At 56.6% G+C, this 20207-nt stretch carries 20 protein-coding genes; 4 read left to right on the top strand and 16 right to left on the bottom strand.

Annotated elements, in window-relative coordinates:
* Nucleotides 1–171: 171 nt before the first annotated feature.
* From IV01_RS08790 to hmpA, 9 genes are all read right to left on the bottom strand, one after another.
* Nucleotides 172–1455 (bottom strand): sensor histidine kinase, encoded by a 1284-nt coding sequence (locus tag IV01_RS08790; RefSeq protein ID WP_032629845.1) that lies wholly within the window; start codon nt 1453–1455, stop codon nt 172–174.
* Nucleotides 1445–2128, bottom strand: coding sequence for a two-component system response regulator ColR (gene colR / locus IV01_RS08795; RefSeq protein ID WP_032629844.1), 684 nt, complete (start codon nt 2126–2128; stop codon nt 1445–1447). Before colR ends, IV01_RS08790 begins: the two co-directional genes overlap by 11 nt.
* Nucleotides 2129–2293: 165 nt before the next feature.
* Nucleotides 2294–3181: a heme o synthase gene (gene cyoE, locus IV01_RS08800; protein WP_032629843.1), complete on the bottom strand. Its 888-nt coding sequence runs from the start codon at nt 3179–3181 to the stop codon at nt 2294–2296.
* Between the two features lie 10 nt (nt 3182–3191).
* A complete protein-coding gene (gene cyoD / locus IV01_RS08805) occupies nt 3192–3533 on the bottom strand; it encodes a cytochrome o ubiquinol oxidase subunit IV (protein WP_032629842.1) in 342 nt (113 codons plus the stop codon).
* Nucleotides 3534–4157, bottom strand: a complete 624-nt coding sequence (locus IV01_RS08810) for a cytochrome o ubiquinol oxidase subunit III (RefSeq protein WP_032629841.1) — start codon at nt 4155–4157, stop codon at nt 3534–3536.
* Nucleotides 4158–4159: 2 nt separating this feature from the next.
* Nucleotides 4160–6178 (bottom strand): cytochrome o ubiquinol oxidase subunit I, encoded by a 2019-nt coding sequence (gene cyoB / locus IV01_RS08815; protein WP_032629840.1) that lies wholly within the window; start codon nt 6176–6178, stop codon nt 4160–4162.
* Between the two features lie 3 nt (nt 6179–6181).
* Nucleotides 6182–7150 carry a ubiquinol oxidase subunit II gene (cyoA, locus tag IV01_RS08820; protein WP_032629839.1) on the bottom strand — a complete coding sequence of 323 codons (969 nt, stop codon included), beginning with the start codon at nt 7148–7150 and terminating at the stop codon, nt 6182–6184.
* 459 nt (nt 7151–7609) lie between these two features.
* The gene (locus IV01_RS08825) at nt 7610–8134 is read right to left on the bottom strand and encodes a disulfide bond formation protein B (protein ID WP_032629838.1); all 525 of its coding nucleotides are present in this window, start codon (nt 8132–8134) and stop codon (nt 7610–7612) included.
* A gap of 588 nt (nt 8135–8722) precedes the next feature.
* A complete protein-coding gene (gene hmpA, locus IV01_RS08830; protein WP_032629837.1) occupies nt 8723–9904 on the bottom strand; it encodes an NO-inducible flavohemoprotein in 1182 nt (393 codons plus the stop codon).
* Between the two features lie 311 nt (nt 9905–10215).
* Between hmpA and IV01_RS08835 the strand changes: the two genes are divergently transcribed.
* The 4 genes from IV01_RS08835 (at nt 10216) to IV01_RS08850 (ending at nt 12874) form a co-directional block, all read left to right on the top strand.
* Complete coding sequence (locus tag IV01_RS08835; protein ID WP_032629836.1) at nt 10216–11115, top strand: chemotaxis protein; 900 nt, start codon at nt 10216–10218, stop codon at nt 11113–11115.
* A gap of 86 nt (nt 11116–11201) precedes the next feature.
* Entirely contained in the window at nt 11202–11645 is a 444-nt protein-coding gene (locus IV01_RS08840) for a GNAT family N-acetyltransferase (RefSeq protein WP_229636135.1), read from the top strand.
* Nucleotides 11646–11687: 42 nt separating this feature from the next.
* Complete coding sequence (locus IV01_RS08845; RefSeq protein WP_050507756.1) at nt 11688–12014, top strand: hypothetical protein; 327 nt, start codon at nt 11688–11690, stop codon at nt 12012–12014.
* A 107-nt stretch (nt 12015–12121) separates the two neighbouring features.
* Entirely contained in the window at nt 12122–12874 is a 753-nt protein-coding gene (locus tag IV01_RS08850) for a YkgJ family cysteine cluster protein (protein ID WP_032629835.1), read from the top strand.
* A 137-nt stretch (nt 12875–13011) separates the two neighbouring features.
* Here IV01_RS08850 and IV01_RS08855 read toward each other — a convergent pair whose 3' ends face one another.
* From IV01_RS08855 to IV01_RS08875, 7 genes are all read right to left on the bottom strand, one after another.
* Complete coding sequence (locus IV01_RS08855; RefSeq protein WP_032629834.1) at nt 13012–13236, bottom strand: hypothetical protein; 225 nt, start codon at nt 13234–13236, stop codon at nt 13012–13014.
* A gap of 100 nt (nt 13237–13336) precedes the next feature.
* Nucleotides 13337–14317 carry a fimbrial protein gene (locus IV01_RS08860; protein ID WP_032629833.1) on the bottom strand — a complete coding sequence of 327 codons (981 nt, stop codon included), beginning with the start codon at nt 14315–14317 and terminating at the stop codon, nt 13337–13339.
* 134 nt (nt 14318–14451) lie between these two features.
* Nucleotides 14452–15186 (bottom strand): molecular chaperone, encoded by a 735-nt coding sequence (locus IV01_RS0125285; protein WP_032629831.1) that lies wholly within the window; start codon nt 15184–15186, stop codon nt 14452–14454.
* On the bottom strand, nt 15177–17732 hold the full coding sequence (locus IV01_RS08865; RefSeq protein ID WP_080290345.1) for a fimbria/pilus outer membrane usher protein: 2556 nt from the start codon (nt 17730–17732) through the stop codon (nt 15177–15179). The genes IV01_RS0125285 and IV01_RS08865 overlap by 10 nt, the downstream gene beginning before the upstream one ends.
* Before the next feature lie 122 nt (nt 17733–17854).
* Nucleotides 17855–18592: a molecular chaperone gene (locus IV01_RS0125280; RefSeq protein WP_032629828.1), complete on the bottom strand. Its 738-nt coding sequence runs from the start codon at nt 18590–18592 to the stop codon at nt 17855–17857.
* A gap of 106 nt (nt 18593–18698) precedes the next feature.
* Nucleotides 18699–19283 (bottom strand): fimbrial protein, encoded by a 585-nt coding sequence (locus tag IV01_RS08870; protein WP_032629827.1) that lies wholly within the window; start codon nt 19281–19283, stop codon nt 18699–18701.
* Between the two features lie 328 nt (nt 19284–19611).
* Entirely contained in the window at nt 19612–19914 is a 303-nt protein-coding gene (locus IV01_RS08875; protein ID WP_032629824.1) for a hypothetical protein, read from the bottom strand.
* Nucleotides 19915–20207: the final 293 nt, after the last annotated feature.

Genomic DNA, 20207 nt, shown 5'->3' with positions numbered 1-20207 from the left:
CACCGTCATCGTCAGGTCATGCTTATGTGAAAAAAATGTTGCGGTCTACGCTAACTGTTTCTAGATCATTCAAGGAGTTATGAGCGAAGAAGAATTAAAACCATTGAAGTGACGGTTTTTATCTCACACCTGAAACAGGGCTGTCAGGACGATTTAACATCTCGGAACGGCTTAGGCAGCCTTGAGCTTTACGCTGAAACGGCAACCATGGGGCTCCATGGGGCTCAGGTTCACAGTCCAGCCCTGATTCTCGCAAATGCGCTGAACCAGCGAGAGCCCTAAACCGAGACCTTCGCCCCGCTGCTCGTTGCCGCGCACGAATGGCTCAAACATCGCTTCGCGTTTTTCTTCCGGAATGCCGACACCGCTGTCCTCCACAAGAAAGCCGTCGCTCTGTAACGTCAGCGTTATGAAGCCGTCATCGGTGTAATGCAGCGCATTGCGCAGCAAATTGCCCATCACCGCATGGAGAAACGTTGCGTTGTAGGTGATTCCAGACGAATGGTCCGACATCACCGAGCGCACCGTCAGTTGCAACCCTTTGCTCTCGATAGGACCACGCCACAGCGCAATCAACTCATCAGCCACGGTTTGCAGGGTCACCCTGGGGGTCATGGTGGCGTCTTCACGCTGCGTGCGTGCCAGCATGAGAAAGGTTTGCACCAGATCCCGCATCTCTTCACACGCGCGGGCAATACGCTCCACCTGCGAGCGCGCACGGCTTTCCAGCGCGGGGTTATCCAGCAATAGTTCGCAGGAACTCGCGAGCACCATCAACGGGGTACGCAGTTCATGGCTTACATCGCTGGTGAACATGCGTTCGCGGGTCAATGCCTGACGCAGTCGCCCCAGGGTGGCGTCGAACGCAACGGCCAGCTCGCCGACTTCGTCAGCGGCATAGTCCGGCGCCAGTGGCGGTGCCAGACCCAGAAGTTGGTCACGATGGCGGACCTGTCGGGCCAGACGTACCACCGGTGCCATGACTCGGCGGGCCAGGACCCAGCCCAGAAAGACAGCCAGTCCCAGGGCCAGAACAAATCCGACCAGTACCACCGCAAACAGCACGCGCTCGCGCTCTTCGAAATCGCTCTGATCCTGCAATAAGACGTAACGCCGACCGTCTACCACCTCGACCATGGCGTGATACGACAATGGGCCGCGGAAGACCTCATGGAAGCCAGCTTCGAGGTGCTTCAGATCCTTGGGCAGATCGAAATCACCGGGACCGCCACTGAAATAGAACAACTGATCCGGTTCCGGACGGTGACTCCAGTCTGAGACGTTATCCATCAAAAGCAGACGATTGAGATCACCGCCCAGCCCCGCGGAAATGAGCTTTTCCTCCACAAGATGGACAGTGGCCACAATGCCCATGGCGAAAGATCCTGCAACCAGCGCGCTCATCAACGCAAAAGCGATGATGATTCGTTGGGCAAGGCTTTGCTTAAACTCCATCCCGGCCCTCGGCCAAGCGATAACCGACACCATGAACGGTTTGCAGCAGGGGTTTGCCAAATGGCTTGTCGATCACCTGCCGAAGCTGATGCACGTGGCTGCGCAGGCTGTCGCTGTCAGGGCAATCGTCGCCCCAGAGTGCTTCCTCGAGGATTTCCCGGCGCAATACATGCGGGCTTTTCTGCATCAGCACCGCCAGCAACTTGAGACCCACCGGGTTGAGTTTGAGCAGCCGTCCCTCGCGAGTGACTTCCAGCGTATCCAGGTCGTAGATCAGATCAGCCACTTGCAAGGTCCTTCGTCCGCCGCCCTGAGCGCGACGCAGTACCGCCTCGATGCGGGCCGCGAGCTCGGACAGCGCGAAGGGCTTGAGCAGGTAATCATCAGCGCCGGATCGAAAGCCCTGCAAACGATCATCGAGCTGATCCCTGGCAGTCAGCATGATGACAGGCGTGTCACGACGGGCGTCTTCGCGCAGCCTTTTGCAAAGCGTGTAACCGTCGATGCCGGGCAGCATGATGTCCAGCACGATCAGGTCGTAATGTTCGGTCGCCGCCAGATGCAATCCGGAAAGGCCATCCTGTGCGCAATCGACGGTGTAGCCTTTCATGCCCAGGTAGTCGGCAAGGTTGGCCAGGATGTCCCGGTTGTCTTCGACAAGAAGAATTCGCATCTGTACGCCCTCCATCTTCAATAATGCTGGCGCAGCTTAGAGGGAAGCTGCGCGCAGAGCCAGCACCATATAGCGCGGCAATGACGAGACCATCATTGCCACAGGCATAAAAAAACCCCGCGACTCATACGAGCAACGGGGTTTTATGTTTCAGGCTGACCGCAATCAGAAGGCGTATGTCACCAACAGCTCTTTGGTCACCTGAAAGTCCACCGACATCATCACGCTCAGGGCGCTGATGGTGAAGATGGAGAAAACGAACAGCTTGCGAGCCCAGACAGTGTCATCCACTGCCTTGTAACCTTTCCAGGCCATCCACAGCCAGTACATGCCCATTGCCGCTGCAACCGCCAGATAGTTGAGACCGGCATAACCGCCGAAGGTCAACATCAGGGTGGCTACAAGAAACGCCAGGATGTAGAGCAGGATATGACGCTTGGCGACCCGGATGCCGCGCTCAACCGGCAGAACCGGAATCTTGGCAGCCAGGTAGTCATTGAAGCGGAAGATCGCAATAGCGTACGAATGAGGCATCTGCCACAGGCTGAACATCACCAGTAACGTCAGTGCCGCGAAGTCGAAGCTGTTGCTGACGGCGCAATAGCCAATCACCGGAGGCATGGCCCCCGAGAGACTGCCAATCAAGGTGCCGTGTACCGACTTGCGCTTGAAATACAGGCTGTAGAAGCCGACGTAGATCACGAAGCCGATCACTGCGAGCAACGCTGCCAGCGGGTTGGTTTTGGTGTAAAGCAAACCAACCCCGGCAACACCCAGAACCGTCGCGTAGAGCAAGGCCAGTTTCAACGAAACCAGGCCCTGTACCAACACACGATTCTTGGTGCGCTCCATCTTCTGGTCAATATCCCGGTCGATGCAGTTGTTGAATACACAACCGGATGCAACGACCAGGGAGGTGCCTATGACTGCGGCCAGGAACATGCCGAAGTCAATTTGCCCTTTGGAGGCCAGAAAAAAGCCACCTGCCACCGAAAGCACGTTACCGAAAATGATCCCCGGCTTGGTGATTTGGATAAAGTGCTTAAGGGACATCAGGCGTACCTCATTTAGCCATCATGACGGTGTGGATACTGAACATGATCCACAACGAGAGGCCGACCAACAGAACAATAACCAACGCCGTGAACGCAAACGCGAACACGTTGTTACGTTGCGATTCCGAACGATCCAGGTGCAGGAAGTACCGCAGGTGAACCAGAACCTGTACCACAGCGAACAGCAGGATGGTAATCAGGGTGGCCGACTTGGACATCACCGGATACATCACCACGCCGAACGGGATGGCGGTCAGGATCAACGACAGGACGAAACCAATGACGTAGTCCCTTACGCTGCCGTGACTTTCGTGTTCTTCAGCAGAGATATGCGCGTGTGCGTTTGCCATTTACAAAGTCCCCATCAGATAAACAACGGTGAAGACGCAGATCCATACCACGTCCAGGAAGTGCCAGAACAGGCTCAGGCAGCTCAGACGAGTGGTGTTGGTCGACGTCAGGCCACGTGTCTTGACCTGATACATCATGATCGCCATCCAGATCAGACCGCTGGTCACGTGCAGACCGTGCAGGCCTACCAGTGCGAAGAAGCCGGACAGGAAGCCGCTGCGGCTAGGGCCATAACCCTCGACGATCAGGTGATGGAATTCGTAGATTTCCATCGCGATGAAGCCGGCGCCGAACAGGAACGTGAGGGCCAACCAGCCCAGCACATGATTCTGCTTGCCCTTGTAGACCGACAGCATGGCGAAGCCGTAGGTGATACTACTGAACAGCAGGAACGCGGTTTCAACAGCCACGAATGGCAGTTCGAAGATGTCGTGCCCCGAAGGGCCGCCGGCAACGTTGCCCGCCAGCACCGCGTAAATCGCGAAGAAGGATGCGAACAACACGCAGTCGGTCATCAGATAGAGCCAGAAACCGTAAACGGTCATTGGCCCCGCGTCGTGGTGATCATGCCCGTGGTCGTCGTGACCGTGGGCATCTCCTGGATTCAATACTAAGTTCGACATGTTTAAACCTGTTCCAGTGTGGATTTGACAGGAGTGTATGCACCCTGAGCCACGAGGACCTTGTGCTGCTCACCTTCGATACGCGCCACTTCTTCAGCGGGCACCATGTAACCCTGATCGTCACGGGCGGCGTGGAAGACGAACGTAATTACGGTCGCTGCCAGGCTGGCGATAGCCAACCACCAGATGTGCCAGATCATGGCGAAACCGAACACCGTCAACAGCAGACCCATGTACAAGCCGGTCGCAGTGTTGTTCGGCATGTGAATCGCCGAATAGTGAGCCGGTACGCTGTAAGCAGTGCCATTACGCTTGGCTTCGGTGAAGGCATCCAGGTCGGTTGCTTTCGGCAGCTCGGCGAAGTTGTAGAACGGTGGCGGCGAAGAAGTCGACCATTCCAGCGTGTGGCCATTCCACGGGTCACCAGTCAGGTCCAGGTTCTCTGGCTTGTTACGGTCACGGATGCTGACGAAGATCTGGATCAGCTGGCAGGCGATACCCACAGCGATCAGCATTGCGCCCCACCAGGCGATGTCCAGGTACAGGTTCCAGGCCGGGTTATCAGTGGTATTCAGGCGGCGAGTCATACCCAGGAAGCCCAGGAAGTACAGCGGCATGAAAGCAATGAAGAAACCGAAGAACCAGCAGTAGAACGCCGACTTGCCCCACTTCTCGTTAAGCTTGAAGCCGAACGCTTTAGGGAACCAGAACGCGAAACCAGCGATGTAACCGAATACCGCACCGCCGATGATGACGTTGTGGAAGTGAGCGATTACGAACAGGCTGTTGTGCAGTACGAAGTCAGCACCCGGGATCGCCAACAGAACGCCGGTCATACCGCCGATCGAGAAGGTGATCATGAAGCCCAGGGTCCAGAGTACCGGCGCGGTGAAACGCAGACGTCCCTGGTAAATGGTGAACAGCCAGTTGAATAGCTTCACCCCCGTCGGTAGCGCAATCAGCATGGTCGCCAGACCGAAGAATGCGTTGACGCTGGCACCCGACCCCATGGTGAAGAAGTGGTGCAGCCATACCATGAAGCCCAGTACGCAGATCCCGCCGCTGGCGTAGATCATCGACTTGTGGCCGAACAGGCGCTTGCCGGTAAAGGTAGAGATGACTTCGGAGAACACACCGAATGCCGGCAGTACCAGGATGTAAACCTCAGGGTGACCCCATGCCCAGAACAGGTTCACGTACATCATCGGGTTACCACCCAATTCGTTCGTGAAAATGTGGAAGTCCAGGTAACGGTCAAGCGTCAGAGCTGCCAGGGTAGCGGTCAGGATCGGGAACGAAGCCACGATCAGAACGTTTGCCCAGGTGCAGGTCCAGGTGAAGATCGGCATTTCCATCAACTTCATGCCAGGCGTACGCATTTTCAGTACGGTGACCAGGAAGTTGACACCCGTGAGTGTCGTCCCGAGTCCCGATAGCTGTAGCGCCCAGATGTAGTAGTCGACCCCCACTCCAGGGCTGTAGGCCAGACCGGACAGAGGCGGATAAGCAACCCAACCGGTTTTGGCGAACTCGCCGACGCCCAGGGACAGGTTGACCAGCAGTACGCCGGACACCAGGAGCCAGAAGCTCAGGGAGTTCAGGAACGGGAAGGCAACGTCACGGGCACCGATCTGCAGCGGCACGACGATGTTCATCAGGCCGGTGAAGAATGGCATCGCCATGAAGATGATCATGATCACACCGTGAGCGGTGAAGATCTGGTCATAGTGTTCAGGAGGCAGGTAGCCCTCTGCGCCATTCTGGGCCAAGGCCAGCTGGGTACGCATCATCACGGCGTCGGCAAAACCGCGCAACAGCATGATCATGGCAACCACGATGTACATCACACCGATTTTCTTGTGATCGACTGACGTTAGCCATTCGGTCCACAAGTAGGTCCACTTCTTGAAGTAGGTGATTGCCGCAACGAGCGCGATACCACCCAAGGCGATCATCGCCAGGGTGATCATGACTATCGGCTCGTGATACGGGATCGCGTCCAGACTTAATTTACCAAACATCGTTTACTCCTCTGCCCCAGCAGCTGAATGCTTACCCTTGCCCATGTCCATCACTTTCTCACCAATGTTGGCGTCCGACTCGCGGGCAGTACCTTCCTGCTCGTGAGGGTTCACCTTGCCTGGTTTCATGCCTTCATACTTGTCGATGATGGTATTGAACAGGTTCGGAGTAACCGAGGAGAAGAGCTCAACCGGGTTACGCTCGCTCGGCTTGAGCAAAGCAGCGTATTCAGACGTTCCAAGCTTTTTAGGTGAACCTTTGACTTCAGCGACCCAGGCGTCGAAATCAGCCTGTGATGTTGCGGTCGCCTTGAACTTCATGCCGGTGAAACCCGCACCGCTGTAGTTGGCGGAGATACCGTTGTATTCGTGGTTTTCATTGGAGATCAAGTGCAGCTTGGTCAGCATGCCGGCCATGGCGTAAACCTGGCCGCCCAGACCCGGAATGAAGAACGAGTTCATTACCGAATCAGAGGTAATCTTGAAATTGACCGGTGTATTGGCCGGGAACACGATCTTGTTGACTGTCGCAATGCCCTGTTCCGGGTAGATGAATACCCATTTCCAGTCCAGCGAAACGACTTCGATGGTGATCGGCGCCACGTCGGATTCGATTGGACGATACGGGTCCAGCGCGTGCGTTGATTTGTAGGTGATGTAGAACAGCACCAGCAGCAGAACCATCGGGATGCCCCAGACGGCGGCTTCGATTTTGGTTGAGTGCGACCATTCAGGCGTGTAGGTGGCGTCTTTGTTCGTAGCGCGATATTTCCAGGCGAAGATGATCGTCAGGAAAATGACCGGAATCACCACGATCAGCATCAACAACGTGGCAGTGATGATCAGGTTACGCTCGTCAAGACCCACTTGCCCTTTAGGATCGAGCAGAGGCACGCCCTCGCAACCACTGAGCAAAAGCATGCTGAAAAGGGCCAAGAAGCCAAAAAACCTGGGGTACCTTTTTTTACTCATCTCACGACCTCTAAAAGCAAAAGCAGCTTGCGGGTGCAATTGGTTTTCGACCGCCAACACTGAAACCTGCCCGTGTTGGCATGTTTTTTTGGATTGAACAGGAGCCTGTCACAACGCACGCAAGCGTAACGACAAATCCGTCTGTATCTTTAATTTTCTTATTCGAATGCTGGCAACAAACCTGCGTTATGCAGGCCATTTCCCTTTGGTGCGGACATTCCTGGTGCTTTCAGAGATCGATCGGGCAATACCTGCACGACCTGCGCAAGGGCGCAAAAATGACCTCGAAAATGCTCGTCGCGGGCTGACCCGGGACGGCAAGTGCGGGGATTGTAGATATGTAAATTTTCAATGACTATGTTTTTTTTAGCAACAGTTTGTATCAGCGCCTGTAAAAATCGCGAAACAGCTCACGAAATTTTCACACAAAACGCCCCGTTTCACCCGGGGCGTTTTTGCTCACAGACCCTTTAGTCCGCGGTATTTGCGGCGGTTGCGAATGATGCCCACAGGCACCAGTACGACGGTCAGAACGAAGGCCACCAGCGCCCATTGCGCCAGCGACAATCCGAGGACCGGCGGATAAGGGGTCGTGCAGAAACCACCGACCTGAAATCCAATGGGGAACATCGAGGCCAGTGGCAGGCCGTCGACGATCGGTTGCAGGATGTCGATGCCACAGCTCTCGGTCGGATGCGAAAGAATGTAAACGTGACGGCCAGCCGCGACGATCCCGCCAATTGCACTCAGCATCACCAGCGCTTCACACACCGTGGTGCTTCGGCTGCCGGGCATCGCCGCGCCGATGAAAGCGAAAATCGCGATGAACAGTAATGCGTAGCGTTGCAGGATGCACAGCGGGCAAGGGGCTTCGCCCAGGACGATCTGCATGTACAGCGCGCCGCCGATCAAAGCCAGGCAAATGATGCCCAGCAAGACCAGGAAGCGCTTTTCGCGTTTTAGGTACAACATGTTGTCGCTCATTGACTTACCTTTCGAAGGGGTATCCATCCGGACCGTTCGATCCCTGCCTGGGCACATGACCACCGCCCTTAGGACATCCACGGGATTGTAAATGCTCGACGGCCTGATCGCTTGCGATAATCATTGCCGACGCCGGACAACTCAAGCTCCGAACCGCTGTACGGATACATTTGACGGCCGGGTGGTGTTGAAGACCTTGCTTCAGGTCAGGCAAAGGACATTGGCCAGCCACTGCAAGAGTCACTCCCACCGCAGGTGAAGCTAGCCGTTTCTGACACAGAAAAGCCGCAACGCTTCTTATATATAGAAGCGTGCGGCTTTTTGTCGCAGGTAGTCCTTCTATATATAGAAGAGTGCGGCAGTTTGTCGCAGGACGATTAAGAGCTGCCGAAGGCTGCGAACCGCGGGCGTCAGGCAAACCGCATTCGTCGCCATCGTAACCTCCGTCCGAGCAATACCTGACGAAATGCAGTGACCTGTAGGAGCGCGCTTGCCCGCGATGGCGGTGGCTCAGACGACATTTTTTTCGACTGAACCACCGCCATCGCGGGCAAGCGCGCTCCTACAGGGCCTTAGATCGGCGACAAATCATTCAAGCGCCGACGCCGGGCCGAAGAACTCGTACCTGCTTTGCTGCTCAGGAACGCCCGCCACCAGAAGCTGACGCTTGATGGATGCCATGAAGCCTTTCGGACCCAGGAAGTAAGCATCCAGATCCCGCTCCTGTGGCAGCCATTGCTCCAACTGAAGCTGATCCAGTAACCCGACGGCATCGCCTGCCGCACTTACACCGTCATCTTCGGCGTAACAGTAAAAACGCTTGAGCTGAGGATGACGGGCGGCGAGATCATCCACCCAGTCGCGGAACGCATGCACGCCACCATTGCGGGCGCAGTGTATGAAATGGATCGGGCGCGAAGTCTCTAGTGCGGCTTCGAGCATGGCCAGTGTCGGCGTGATCCCCACTCCCCCACTGATCAACACCAGAGGTTTGTCACTCGGCGCCAGGACGAACTCACCCGACGGCGGATACAGGTTCAGGCTGTCACCGACCTGAACCTCGTCATGCAGGTAGTTCGAAGCCTTGCCCAGCGGCTCGCGCTTGACGCTGATCCGGTACTGATCACCGCCCGCGACCGCCGATAGCGAATAGTTACGACGCATCTCTACACCATTGATCTGCAGCTGCAGGCCGATGTATTGACCCGGGACAAAATCCAGCAACGGGCCACCGTCTGCCGGCTGCAAGTAAAACGAGGTAATTTCGGCGCTTTCTGCAACCTTGGCCGCCAGTCTGAACGCCCGCACTCCGCGCCAGCCACCCGGAGCCTGGGCCTTCTGGTCATAGATCCGGCTCTCAGCACCGATCAAAATATCGGCCAGTTGCTGATAAGCATTGCCCCACGCCTCCAAGACCTCTGCAGTGGCGATTTCATCACCCAGCACCTCGGAAATGGCGCTCAACAGGCAACTGCCTACAATCGGGTAATGTTCGGGAAGTATTTGCAGAGCGACGTGCTTGTTGATGATTTTTGCCAACAAATCGCCCAGTTGTTCAAGCTCATCGATATGCCGGGCATACATCAGCAAACCATTCGCCAGCGCGCGGGGTTGAGAACCGCTTGCCTGATGCGCCGGATTGAACAGCGGCCGGACCTGCGGATACTCCTCAAGCATCTTTTTGTAGAAATGAGTGGTCAGTGTTTCGCCGCCGCTTTCCAGTAAGGGCACAGTGGCTTTGACGATGGCACGATCAGAGGCGCTCAACATGATGTACTCCAGGCACATTGCCTTTTTAGAATGTATCCATGCATCATCAGGAATCGTGCCACTATCAATCTCTATCAAATACAACAACTTAAAATCATTTAGTCAAAAAGACATCGACCTAATAAGAGTCATTAGGACTAAATAAAGTCATAAAGACAACAGAGAAAATCACTCGTTTGAGAGCCTCAACGATCAGTTGAAGCACTCGGGAATCTGATAAAAATCTAAAGGCTACCCGCGCCGGGCCGATAACCCATTCATAGGAAGCTGTTCACTGTTTTTCGCAGCCGACACCATTGCAGAAGGTTCATATGTCCACCAAAAACGTCCGAGCAGATTCACTTTCGCTGCTGCTGTTCACCCTGCGCAGCGGGAAGTTGATGGCCATTAACTTGCTCAAGGTCAGTGAAATCATCCCCTGCCCCGCTCTGACACGACTGCCCGAATCTCATCCGCACGTCAAAGGCGTCGCCACGCTGCGCGGTGCATCGTTGTCAGTGATTGATCTGAGTCGTGCCATTGGTGAGCGTCCGCTGGCCGACCCTGATGGCGGCTGCCTGATCGTTACTGATGTCAGCCGTTCCAAGCAAGGTTTGCACGTGCAGGCCGTGAGCAAGATCGTGCACTGCCTGACCACCGACATTCGTCCGCCGCCCTACGGCTCCAGCAACAAGTCCTTTATCACCGGCGTTACGCAGGTCGATGGCACGCTGGTGCAGGTGCTGGACATCGAGAAGGTCATTCACGGCATCGCTCCAGCCAGAATCGAACCCACCTCTGACGTCCTGACCATGGAAGAGGCCGAAGTGCTGTCCAAGACACGGATTCTGGTAGTCGACGACAGCCATGTGGCGTTGCATCAATCGCTGATAACCCTGCGCAACCTTGGCCTGGACTGCCACACTGCACGCAGCGCCAAGGAAGCCATCGATGTTCTGCTCGAACTCCAGGGCTCGCCTGCGCAGATCAACCTGCTGGTGTCGGACATCGAAATGTCCGAAATGGACGGCTACGCGCTGACCCGCACACTACGCGAAACCCCTGATTTTCAGCATCTGTACATCCTGCTCCACACCTCGCTGGACAGCGCGATGAACAGCGAAAAAGCCAAGCTGGCCGGGGCTGACGCGGTGTTGACCAAGTTTTCATCACCTGAGCTGACCAAATGCCTGATCGTTGCGGCTCAGACCATTGAAGCTCAAGCATCGTGAATGGCAATCCGCCAGCCGTGCAGGCTGGCGCTGACAGAGTTGGTGGTTCTGATCGGCACTGCTGGCTGATGCGCCGGGATTTACACTTGCCATCGCCGACCATTTTCTGGACGGGTGATATACGGCCTCAGGCGTTCAGCCTTGAAATGGCCAGCGAAGCACATCAGCTGTCGAGCTTGGCTTATGACGACCAGCGCGCTGACATCCCCGACTTCAAAGTCTGGCTGGCCGCCTTGCAAACCGACCCCGAGCACAACACGGCACTGTGCTACACGGCCTGGGACGAGCAAGGCATGGTCGGCTTCGTTCAAGGCTGGACCAGTGCGTTCATCAAGGACCTCGTGGTGCATCCACGCGCCCGCCACCAAGGCATCGGCCTTAATCTTCTCAGCCAGGCATTCGAAATCTTTCGTCAGCGAGGTGAAGCCTGGGTCGACCTGAAAGTCATGGAAAACAACTTTTCCGCCCGCTGCCTGTATGAAAAGGCTGGCATGCGTTACATCCAGCGTCTGGAAATCGAACAGCGCTGATCTGGCATACTCCCGCCATACACGATGCTCTTGGAGAATGGAATGAAACTTACCCGCCTGAAAATCACCGGCCTGCTGCTTGCGTTGGCAGGCGCCAGCCAGGCCAATGCTTCCACCACCGATGCGTGGCAGGCGCTGGATAAAGCCGTCGTCGACAGCTGCATAAAGGCCAGCCAGCTCAAGGAAGTCCGCGCAGTCGGCAAAGCAGGCTTCGATGACAGCGTAGGCTACGAAGCCCTGATGCTCAGGGGTCGTTACCCTCAGCCACACATGAAGAATCAGCCTGGCGCCGAACTGTGCCTGTTCAACCGCCACAGCAAAAAAGCCACTGTCACCGAATGGAACGAGCAAGTGGGCGCGCCAAAATAATAGCCGCAAACCACTGGCGCAATCCTTGCTTCAGATCCTGTCTCAGTCAGGCCAGCAGCCGTATCTCCTGTTGCGCCTGGCGTACGCTTTGACGGACTTGAATCGTAATGAATACGCGCTTTTCCTGCGTCGGTTGCGGCAGCTGCTGCACCGACCATCATGTGCCACTGACCCTAGGCGAAGCCCTGCAATGGGCGGTGGACGGCGGCTCATTGATCGTCCTGACCGAAGCTTTTCTGGCCGATGGTTATGGCGTTGCGGCTGAACAGCTGACTCACGCCACACGCCGTTCGACTCTGGTGCAGAGCGGTTCGACTCAGGCTCATGTGGCCATTACCTTTGCGGCTTATAACGTCGGCCCTTGCCGGAATCTTGACGCGGAAAAGCGCTGCCGCATCTATGAGCGACGGCCTCTGGTGTGCCGAATTTATCCGATGGAGATCAACCCGCATATCCCGTTGCGCCCGGAAGCCAAGGACTGTCCGCCCGAGTCGTGGGAACAGGGTCCGGAGATGATCGTCGGTGGCAGGCTGATAGACACGGAGCTGAGCAGCCTGATCGAGCAGTCTCGTCAGGCCGACCGGGAGGACATCGCTACCAAGGAAGCGATATGTCAGCGCTTGGGCATCCGCGCCACCGCACTAAAGGGCAATGGCTTCGTCGCCTATCTCCCCGACATGGAGGCTTTTGCCACGGCTGTGATGGAGGTGGTCGACGGTGTTGAGCCGAATCAGACTGACACCGGCTGGACCTTCCATGTGCAAGGGCAACCGGTGATCAACACCTTGCAACTGGCGGGTGCCAGACTGACGATCGGGGACCCGGCGGGCTATATGTTCATCCCGCTGCAGGCGGGTTAGGACGAAGAACCGGGACTGTGGGAGTGAGCTCGCTCACGAAGGCGATATTGCAGACGAAAAAAATGCGTCAGATGTACTGACCTCTTCGCGAGCAAGCTCGCTCCCACAGAGTTGCACGCCATCATCCCGAGTGAGATTTAACGCTTACCCATCGACTTGCGCGTGCCATGTGGCGCGGCGCCGGGGATTTTGTTGTGGCCGTGTTTGTTCGACTTCTGGTAGTACGGCTGGTCTTTTTTCGCCTGCGCCAGTTCACCCGGCTTGAACGGGAAGCTGAAGGCAGGGATTGTCGCTTTCACCTCAGCGGTCGCTTCTTCGGCGACGACTGTTTCGGGAGCGAGTGTTGGGTCAATAGAAGTCATGGTGGCTCCGGAAAGTGGAATCAGTCGTCGAAAGGCCGCGCAGCATACCTGAATCATTTGCGACACGCCTGCACAGCCCCGCACCTCTCATCGGCCGATCCTATTTATAAAACAGATCCACCATCACCTCGGCCTCGAAAGGTCCGGCCTTCGGGGTTTGCGTCTGCCACACCAATTCGGCGTTGAAATCGACACTGGCGGCCTTGGTATCGCCAAGCAAATCGGCCAGATGAAACGGCTCGTTGTAACGAATGATCGAATCATCCCGGCTGTTGACTATCCGAATACCGATCCCATTATTGGTGGCGGGAATCAGGTAATCACCCGCCACGCTGCCGGTCACCGGCTTGAAGCGCGCCCCAAGGCTGAAGGGTGAATCACAGTCGCGACTGGTCACCAGGGAGAACGGCCGGCGCTCGATCACCTTGCCCACCGCCACTTGCTGGATACCGACGTTGCCGAACTCAACGCTCTCAGGCATCACCTGCAGCCCGGCGTCACAGGCCACAAAACGCAGGCCGCTCAGGTTATTGACCTGATAACCGAGACTGGCATCAGGCAAGGGATTCAACCCCGCCCCGCTGTCTAGCTGGAACGCCCGGTAATCCTGCAAGTCACTGGCGATCCCGGAAGGCGGCGTCGGTCCGAATTTTTGGATGAAGACAGAAAACGGCAGATTGAAGCCGACTTTGGGGCAGGCGCCGATGTTCGATTCCCCTTCATGGCAGACTGGCAAAAACTGCCCGGTGCTGATGCGCCCACTGTTCTGCAGGTAATCGACACCCGCCAGCGTCACACCCGCACGAATACCTTGGCCAATGGGTCGATTGTCAGGGTTGATATAGATAAAAACTTCTTCCTGGGTTGCCGGCATACCGTCCTTGGCGCACTCCACCAGAAGATCCAGCCGCTCGGAGCGCCAGACCACCTCACCCTCCGGGACGTTGCTCGGGATGGCGACACTGCTGCCCAGATCAGCGCGAACGGTCGTCTCGCCTGAGCCCTGGGTTTTGCAGACCAGTGCGAAGCAGGTGGCGGGGCTGAGTAGTAAGGTGAGCAATAACGCTCGCGTTGACGGCATTACGTGGGAGCGAGCTTGCTCGCGAAAAGGCCGGGGCATTCGACGATGGTTTGGCGCCTGGTATGACGCCTTCGCGAGCAAGCTCGCTCCCACAGGATCTCTGTTGCCAAGTAGAAGCTTTTCAAGAATGTTCATCAGCAGTCCTTTTGCCGGTCTTCGGTGATGTTGAATTGATCCCCTGCAGCCTGCGCGCAGTAGCTACGCAACCCGCCGTAATCGGTCAGCGCCTGAAAGGACAGCCGAGTGGGAGGCGTCGCAGTATCCACAGGGATTTGGTGGCTGGCACCCGGCGCCAGCAACAGGTAATCGCTGGCCGCAACACCGTCGAGCCGCACATCCTGTATCGCGGCATGGAACGGCGTGGGATTGCTCACCTGCAGGGCAGCGTTCGCCCGGGTCCAACGCAGCTGTTGTGGCGTTTGGGCAGGATCTTCAGTCAACCCCGGCGGGCGATAGAACACATGGATACGCTGGCGGATGGCGATACTCAGCTGGTTGGCGCCTGCAATCTTTCTGGGAATTTCCAGCACGTAAAGGTGCATCAATGACTCGACGCCTTGGGGCATACCCTCGCCCTGATACAAAATCCTCAAGGCTTGCTTGCCATGACCCTCGAGCCGCGCCAGATGCGGTGTCAGTACAAAAGGCAGATCCACCCCTGATGCCCGCGGGCTGCCGTCGACATTTTCGGGAGCGCTCAGCCACGCCTGGATCAACACCTCATGGTCGCCGCGATTGAGAATCTCCAGACTGGCCTCGGCATAGCGCCCGTCAAAGATCAATCGAGTCCCGGTCAGTGAAACGGCGGCAAGCCCGTTCGCGCCGAATAGCAGCGCTGCAAGCAACAGGATGAAACGGCTCACTGGCACATCACCTTGATCCGCTCATAAGCGCGTGACGGATCCTTTTCAGGCAAGGTGAACGCCGACCGGCAGCTGCGCCCTGCCCACTTGACGAGCAGCTCGCCCTCGGATTTTTCGCTCAGCACCAGGGCGCGTCCCGTGGGATCAACAACCGCCAGCACGTTACCCTCGGCGTCTTCGACACTGGCACCCAGAGGGACCCGGCTGCCATCGGTTTGGACCAGCTCGAATTGCACGCGACGACCCGTTGCCGCCTTGAAGCGCACCACCGGCATGGCGCCCCGGCGGGGCACGACCTGGGTCACCGCGTTATCCAGCTCGACATCAGCCCCCAACTGGCGGGTATCCAGACTGATCCAGTTGATTCGGTAAGGCTGCGCATAAGGCAGCACGGCGTAACCATTGTCAGCCGTTTTGACGTTGCTGAAGCTGCTCAGCCCCGCGCCTGCCACATTCGGCACCTGGACCAGCGCAAAGGTCTCGCCCAGTGACTGACCAAAGTTCATCCCGCCGCCATGGACCAATACCGAACCGGACGCGCCGAGACTCAGCGCCTCGTAATCGCGGCCCTGACTGTAGCCCGCCTCGAAACGTCCATACGGGCGAACGGTGTTGATCTTGCCAGAGCCAAAACTGCCTGAGCTGCTGTCATGTCCGGCCTGCACTGAATAGAACGAACTGCGGTCGTCCAGCATCTGTCCATTGAGGCCCAATTGCGCGTTGTACTCACCGAAACTGTCGCGCACGCCGTTGAACGACACTCGCGATGAACTGGCACTGGACCCCAGCGGCATCGTCAGGCTGAGGGCGATTCGGTTATCGCTGTCACTTTGCCCGTTGCCGCCGGATTCGCGATTGTTCTCCAGCGACAGGCTGTAACTGAGGGTTCGCCACGCAGCGTTATACGCCACGTAAAACTGCCGGGTTTTACCGGTCTCATTCCAGTAGCGCTGCTCGGATGCGGTCAGGCTCAAGCTGCCGGACTGTTCCGGCAACGCTTGGGTAATGTTCAGTTCCAGGCGATCTTTTGCCCGGCCATTGAATGAACGACGCACATTTGGGGCAGTGGCTTCGACATGCTCATTGAGCGTGCGGAATTGCTCGGTGGAATAGCGATAACCCGCCACAGCGAGGGTGGTGGCGGTGGCGTCCAGGGTGTTGGCATAACGCAAGCGCAGACTGTGCCCCACGTGGCTCTGGTGATCGGTCTCGCTGGTTGACTGAGTCAGGTCTGCCGACAACGCGCCCAGACCGGTATTGATCCCGGCTCCCAGATTGCCAGCGTGATAATCCTGCGCCCACTGCAGACCGCCGAACCCGGTAATCCGCTCTGATAAACCGTAAATCAGGGCCGCACTGGCGAAAATCGGCGTCTGTGAATCGTCGCTGGGATTCTCGACCTGGCCCACAGCAAGGCTGTAGCGAAAGGCACCGGCGGGCACCATGATCGGCAACGACGCATAGGCTTGAGTAAAGGAGCGACGCCGACCGTCAGCTTCGATGATCGTCACTTGCAGGTCACCATTGGAACCGCTGGGGTAGATATCGTTGATCTCGAAAGGCCCCGGCGAAACGTTGCCGCTGTACAGCAGAAAACCGTTCTGGCGCACTTCAACCGACGCGTTGGTTTCTGCGATGCCACGTATCACCGGCGCATAAGTGCGCTCGCTATCGGGCAGCATCGCGTCGTCGGAACTCAGGCCCACTCCGCGAAAACGCACACTGTCGAAAATCTGCGAATCGGTGAACGTCTCCCCCAGCGTGAACTGGCTGTGCAGGGAGCTGATATCGCGCTGTAGATAAGTGCGGTTGCTGCGAAATCGATAGTCCTGATTGTCGCCATAGACCAGCGACGATTCGTTGCGTAACCGCCACGCTCCAAGGTTCACGCCATTGCGCAAACTCAGGTAGTACTGTTCGGAATCCTGCCGCCGATTGGTGCGCCGCGCCGCATTGAAGGCGTAGTTGACGAAACCCACTGGCTCGCCTTCATCCCACAGATCTACAGGCACATAACCTCGGGCGCTGCGCTGCATGATACGTTGCGGCACGCTGATGTTCAGGCGCAATGCGTTGGGCTGATACTCGACCTGGGCGAATTCGACCCGGCCAGGCAAATCGAAACAGGCCTGGTTGTCTTGCGGCGCAGAACCGTCTTGCAGACGATCTGGATCTAATCCGAAAGCCTGCAACATCTCCAGCGTCAGACAGGGCTCGATGCGCCCGGTGAGCGGGTTGCTGGAAAATACGATATCGCGCCGGCCGCTCAGGGCTCGATTGACGAAAATGTCCACTCGATAAGTACCCGGAAGCGGGCTGTTGGCGCGCAGAAACTCGGTCAGTTCGGGCGGCTGATCACTGCCTTGGATGAACGCGGTATTGAATTTCACCGTAGCCGACGGTGGACTTTGCGCAGCCCAGACGATTGCTGGCAGCAACTGCGCAACACCGAGAACCACAAGCCTGCGCCTGAATGTCGGCTTGAAACCCTTTACCGGCGGCAGGATGGTTCTCGGAGTTGTCTCCCCAATGTTGTAATAAAGCCATTCCATTAGCTGTTTTCCACTCGATTCAAAAGCACGCCCGAATTCCTTTCAGGCAGACATACGACTGCTGAGCCACCCCTCATCAAAGAGCGCGGCTCAGAACTGAATTGATCAAGGTAATGGTCTACCTAGCGCGGCTGCGTTTTTACCGCCCGGGCTACAACCCCTGCTTTGAGCGTGGCGTTGTAGGGGACCTGCCCCCCGAAGTCATTGATACTGATGAAGCTAAGTGTCAGCCCGGCACTGTCGACCGCGGACGTGAGTACAAGCTTTCGGCTTTCTCCAGGTGCAATCATCTGGCTGTCCTGATTCAACAGCTGAGCAGCGCCTCGTTGTCCGACTATCTTGACCATGGATACGTGATAGGGGCCTGGGTTATCGACTTGCAGCGTATTGTCACTGAGCAGTTTCCAACGCAGGTTTTCGGGCGCCTGAGCGACTTCACCCACCAGCCCCTCAGGACGGAAAAAAAGTTTGATTCGCTGGCGAATGGCAACTTGCAGGGCGTTCTCCGCTACCGCTTGTGGTATTTCCTGCACGTTGAGCCACAGCACCGACTCCCGATCCTTGGGCATATCAGCACCCGCATAAATGACCCGCAACAACTGTCGGCTGTCGCCCGGCAAACGTGCCAGCGCAGGCGTAATAACAAACGGTAAGTTGTTGGCATCGGTATGTTCGGCATTGGGTTCAAGCCAGCTTTGTACAAGGATTTCACCACTTCCGGTGTTGTGCACACCGAAACTGACTTCTTTGTCCTGAGCCGGATAAATCACACGCGTCGTATTAATGACAATGCCCGCCTGCGCGCCAGAACTGAGCAATAACAGTACTAAAGCCGCGCAGCGGTAGAAAAACAGAAACATGATGGCATTCGCTTTGAGTTCAAACGATTTGAGTTCGGACGCTTCGAGTCTGGACGCTTCAAGCCAAATAGGGACGGAGCGAATCCTGCTCGCTCCGCCCGGCGTATTACTCGTAATCCAGAACAAACGGCATGAAGCCGTCGGCATTCCCCGGATTGGTCGTTGTGCCATTGAGCACATAGACCGCACCGAAATTGAGTTCAGCCGTGGCTCCGCCAGCGCCATCCTTGACCAGCGGCTTATCAATGGTCTCGGTGCCGCCCAGATCCATGATCTGATTGGCCGCGTTAAGCAAGCCGATACCCACACCGTCTGCCGCACCGGTGGTGCGCAACAACTTGGCGTCGTTGTTATCCAGGCCGCTACCATTACGCGCGGCGAAGCGCATCTTCACGAGGTTGTATTGATCGGCGCCCGCAGAACAGTTAACCAGCAACTGGATCGGTGTTGCCGTTTCCAGCCTGTTTTGCGCCGAAGTTCCGATGTCCGAAAACGAAACGTTGCCCAGATCAACAGCAATTTCACCCGGGTTATTTCCCGGCGAAGTCCCGACACCCGGACCCACGTTGCAGGAAATATTGGTCAGGGTTCCGGTGAAGATCAGTTTGCCGTTGTTGGCCGCGTTGGCGTTACCGGTCAGCCCCAGAGCCATAGCGCCCGCAGCAGCCAGTGCAAGAGTAAGTTTTTTCATGTTAACGACGTTCCTTGTGTTAGTTCGTGTATGCCCTTAATCGGACGCCACGCACTATAAGGATCGATCCGTCTGTTCGATGTCGGCTTTTTTACTTAAATCCAAGGGAATAACCCATTGAACTCGAACGAACTTTCTGTAGGAATAACCGCGATTCTTCTGCAGCCCGCTAATTCCAGCGTCCTCAGCAAATACCCGAGCAAAAAGATCAGGAAAAACTTCGTCGGTAATTATCCGAATCGCTACTGGATTGCAGGTTCCCGCGAAAGTAAGACTGCCACTCTAACGAGTGAGCGGCAGTTTCGGTTGGCGGGTGTTTTTCAGAATATTATTGATAGGTCAACGTCAATACGGCTGTATTGGCAAGCCCTGAATCTGCGCTGACTATTGGCTGGTAGTGGGTGGTAAACGGAATGGCCTGCCCGGTACAGGCATTGTGGGCAGTGTCGACGATGATGCTTTGATGCGCAGTCACTTTGACCTCCTTCCCTTGCGCCAGGCTCGTGACTGGCAACACCGCACAACTGGCATTGGTAACTTGCCCGGTAAAACCTAATCGGCCTTCAGCGGCCAAGGCGGCGGTACTCGCCATCAGTGTCGGTACGATCAGCAGCAGGGTAATGAATTTCATGGGCTTGCTCCGTGGTATCAATCCGAAACGGGCGAAATCAGTACAGACGTACGCATAGGGGTAGACAGCAGTTAGCTGTAAGAAATTTCCCTGTAGGAGCGACCGGGGTGGCGCTCCTACAGCTTCTGCCTATGTTCCGGCACGCCGTAAAAACAGCTACCGGTGACAGCACAAATTTCTGCTGCCCTCTCCCGGGCTATCGTCCTGCGAAGAAAATTCTTGATAACGTTCAGACCCACGGTTTTTTTGCTGACAATCCTGACAGCTTGCCGTCATTCTGCTGACCGGATTGA

Origin of the sequence: Pseudomonas syringae (assembly GCF_000737245.1) — a bacterium.
In the GTDB taxonomy this organism is placed as follows: Bacteria; Pseudomonadota; Gammaproteobacteria; order Pseudomonadales; family Pseudomonadaceae; genus Aquipseudomonas; species Aquipseudomonas syringae_J.
This window is presented reverse-complemented; position numbering and strand designations above follow the sequence as displayed.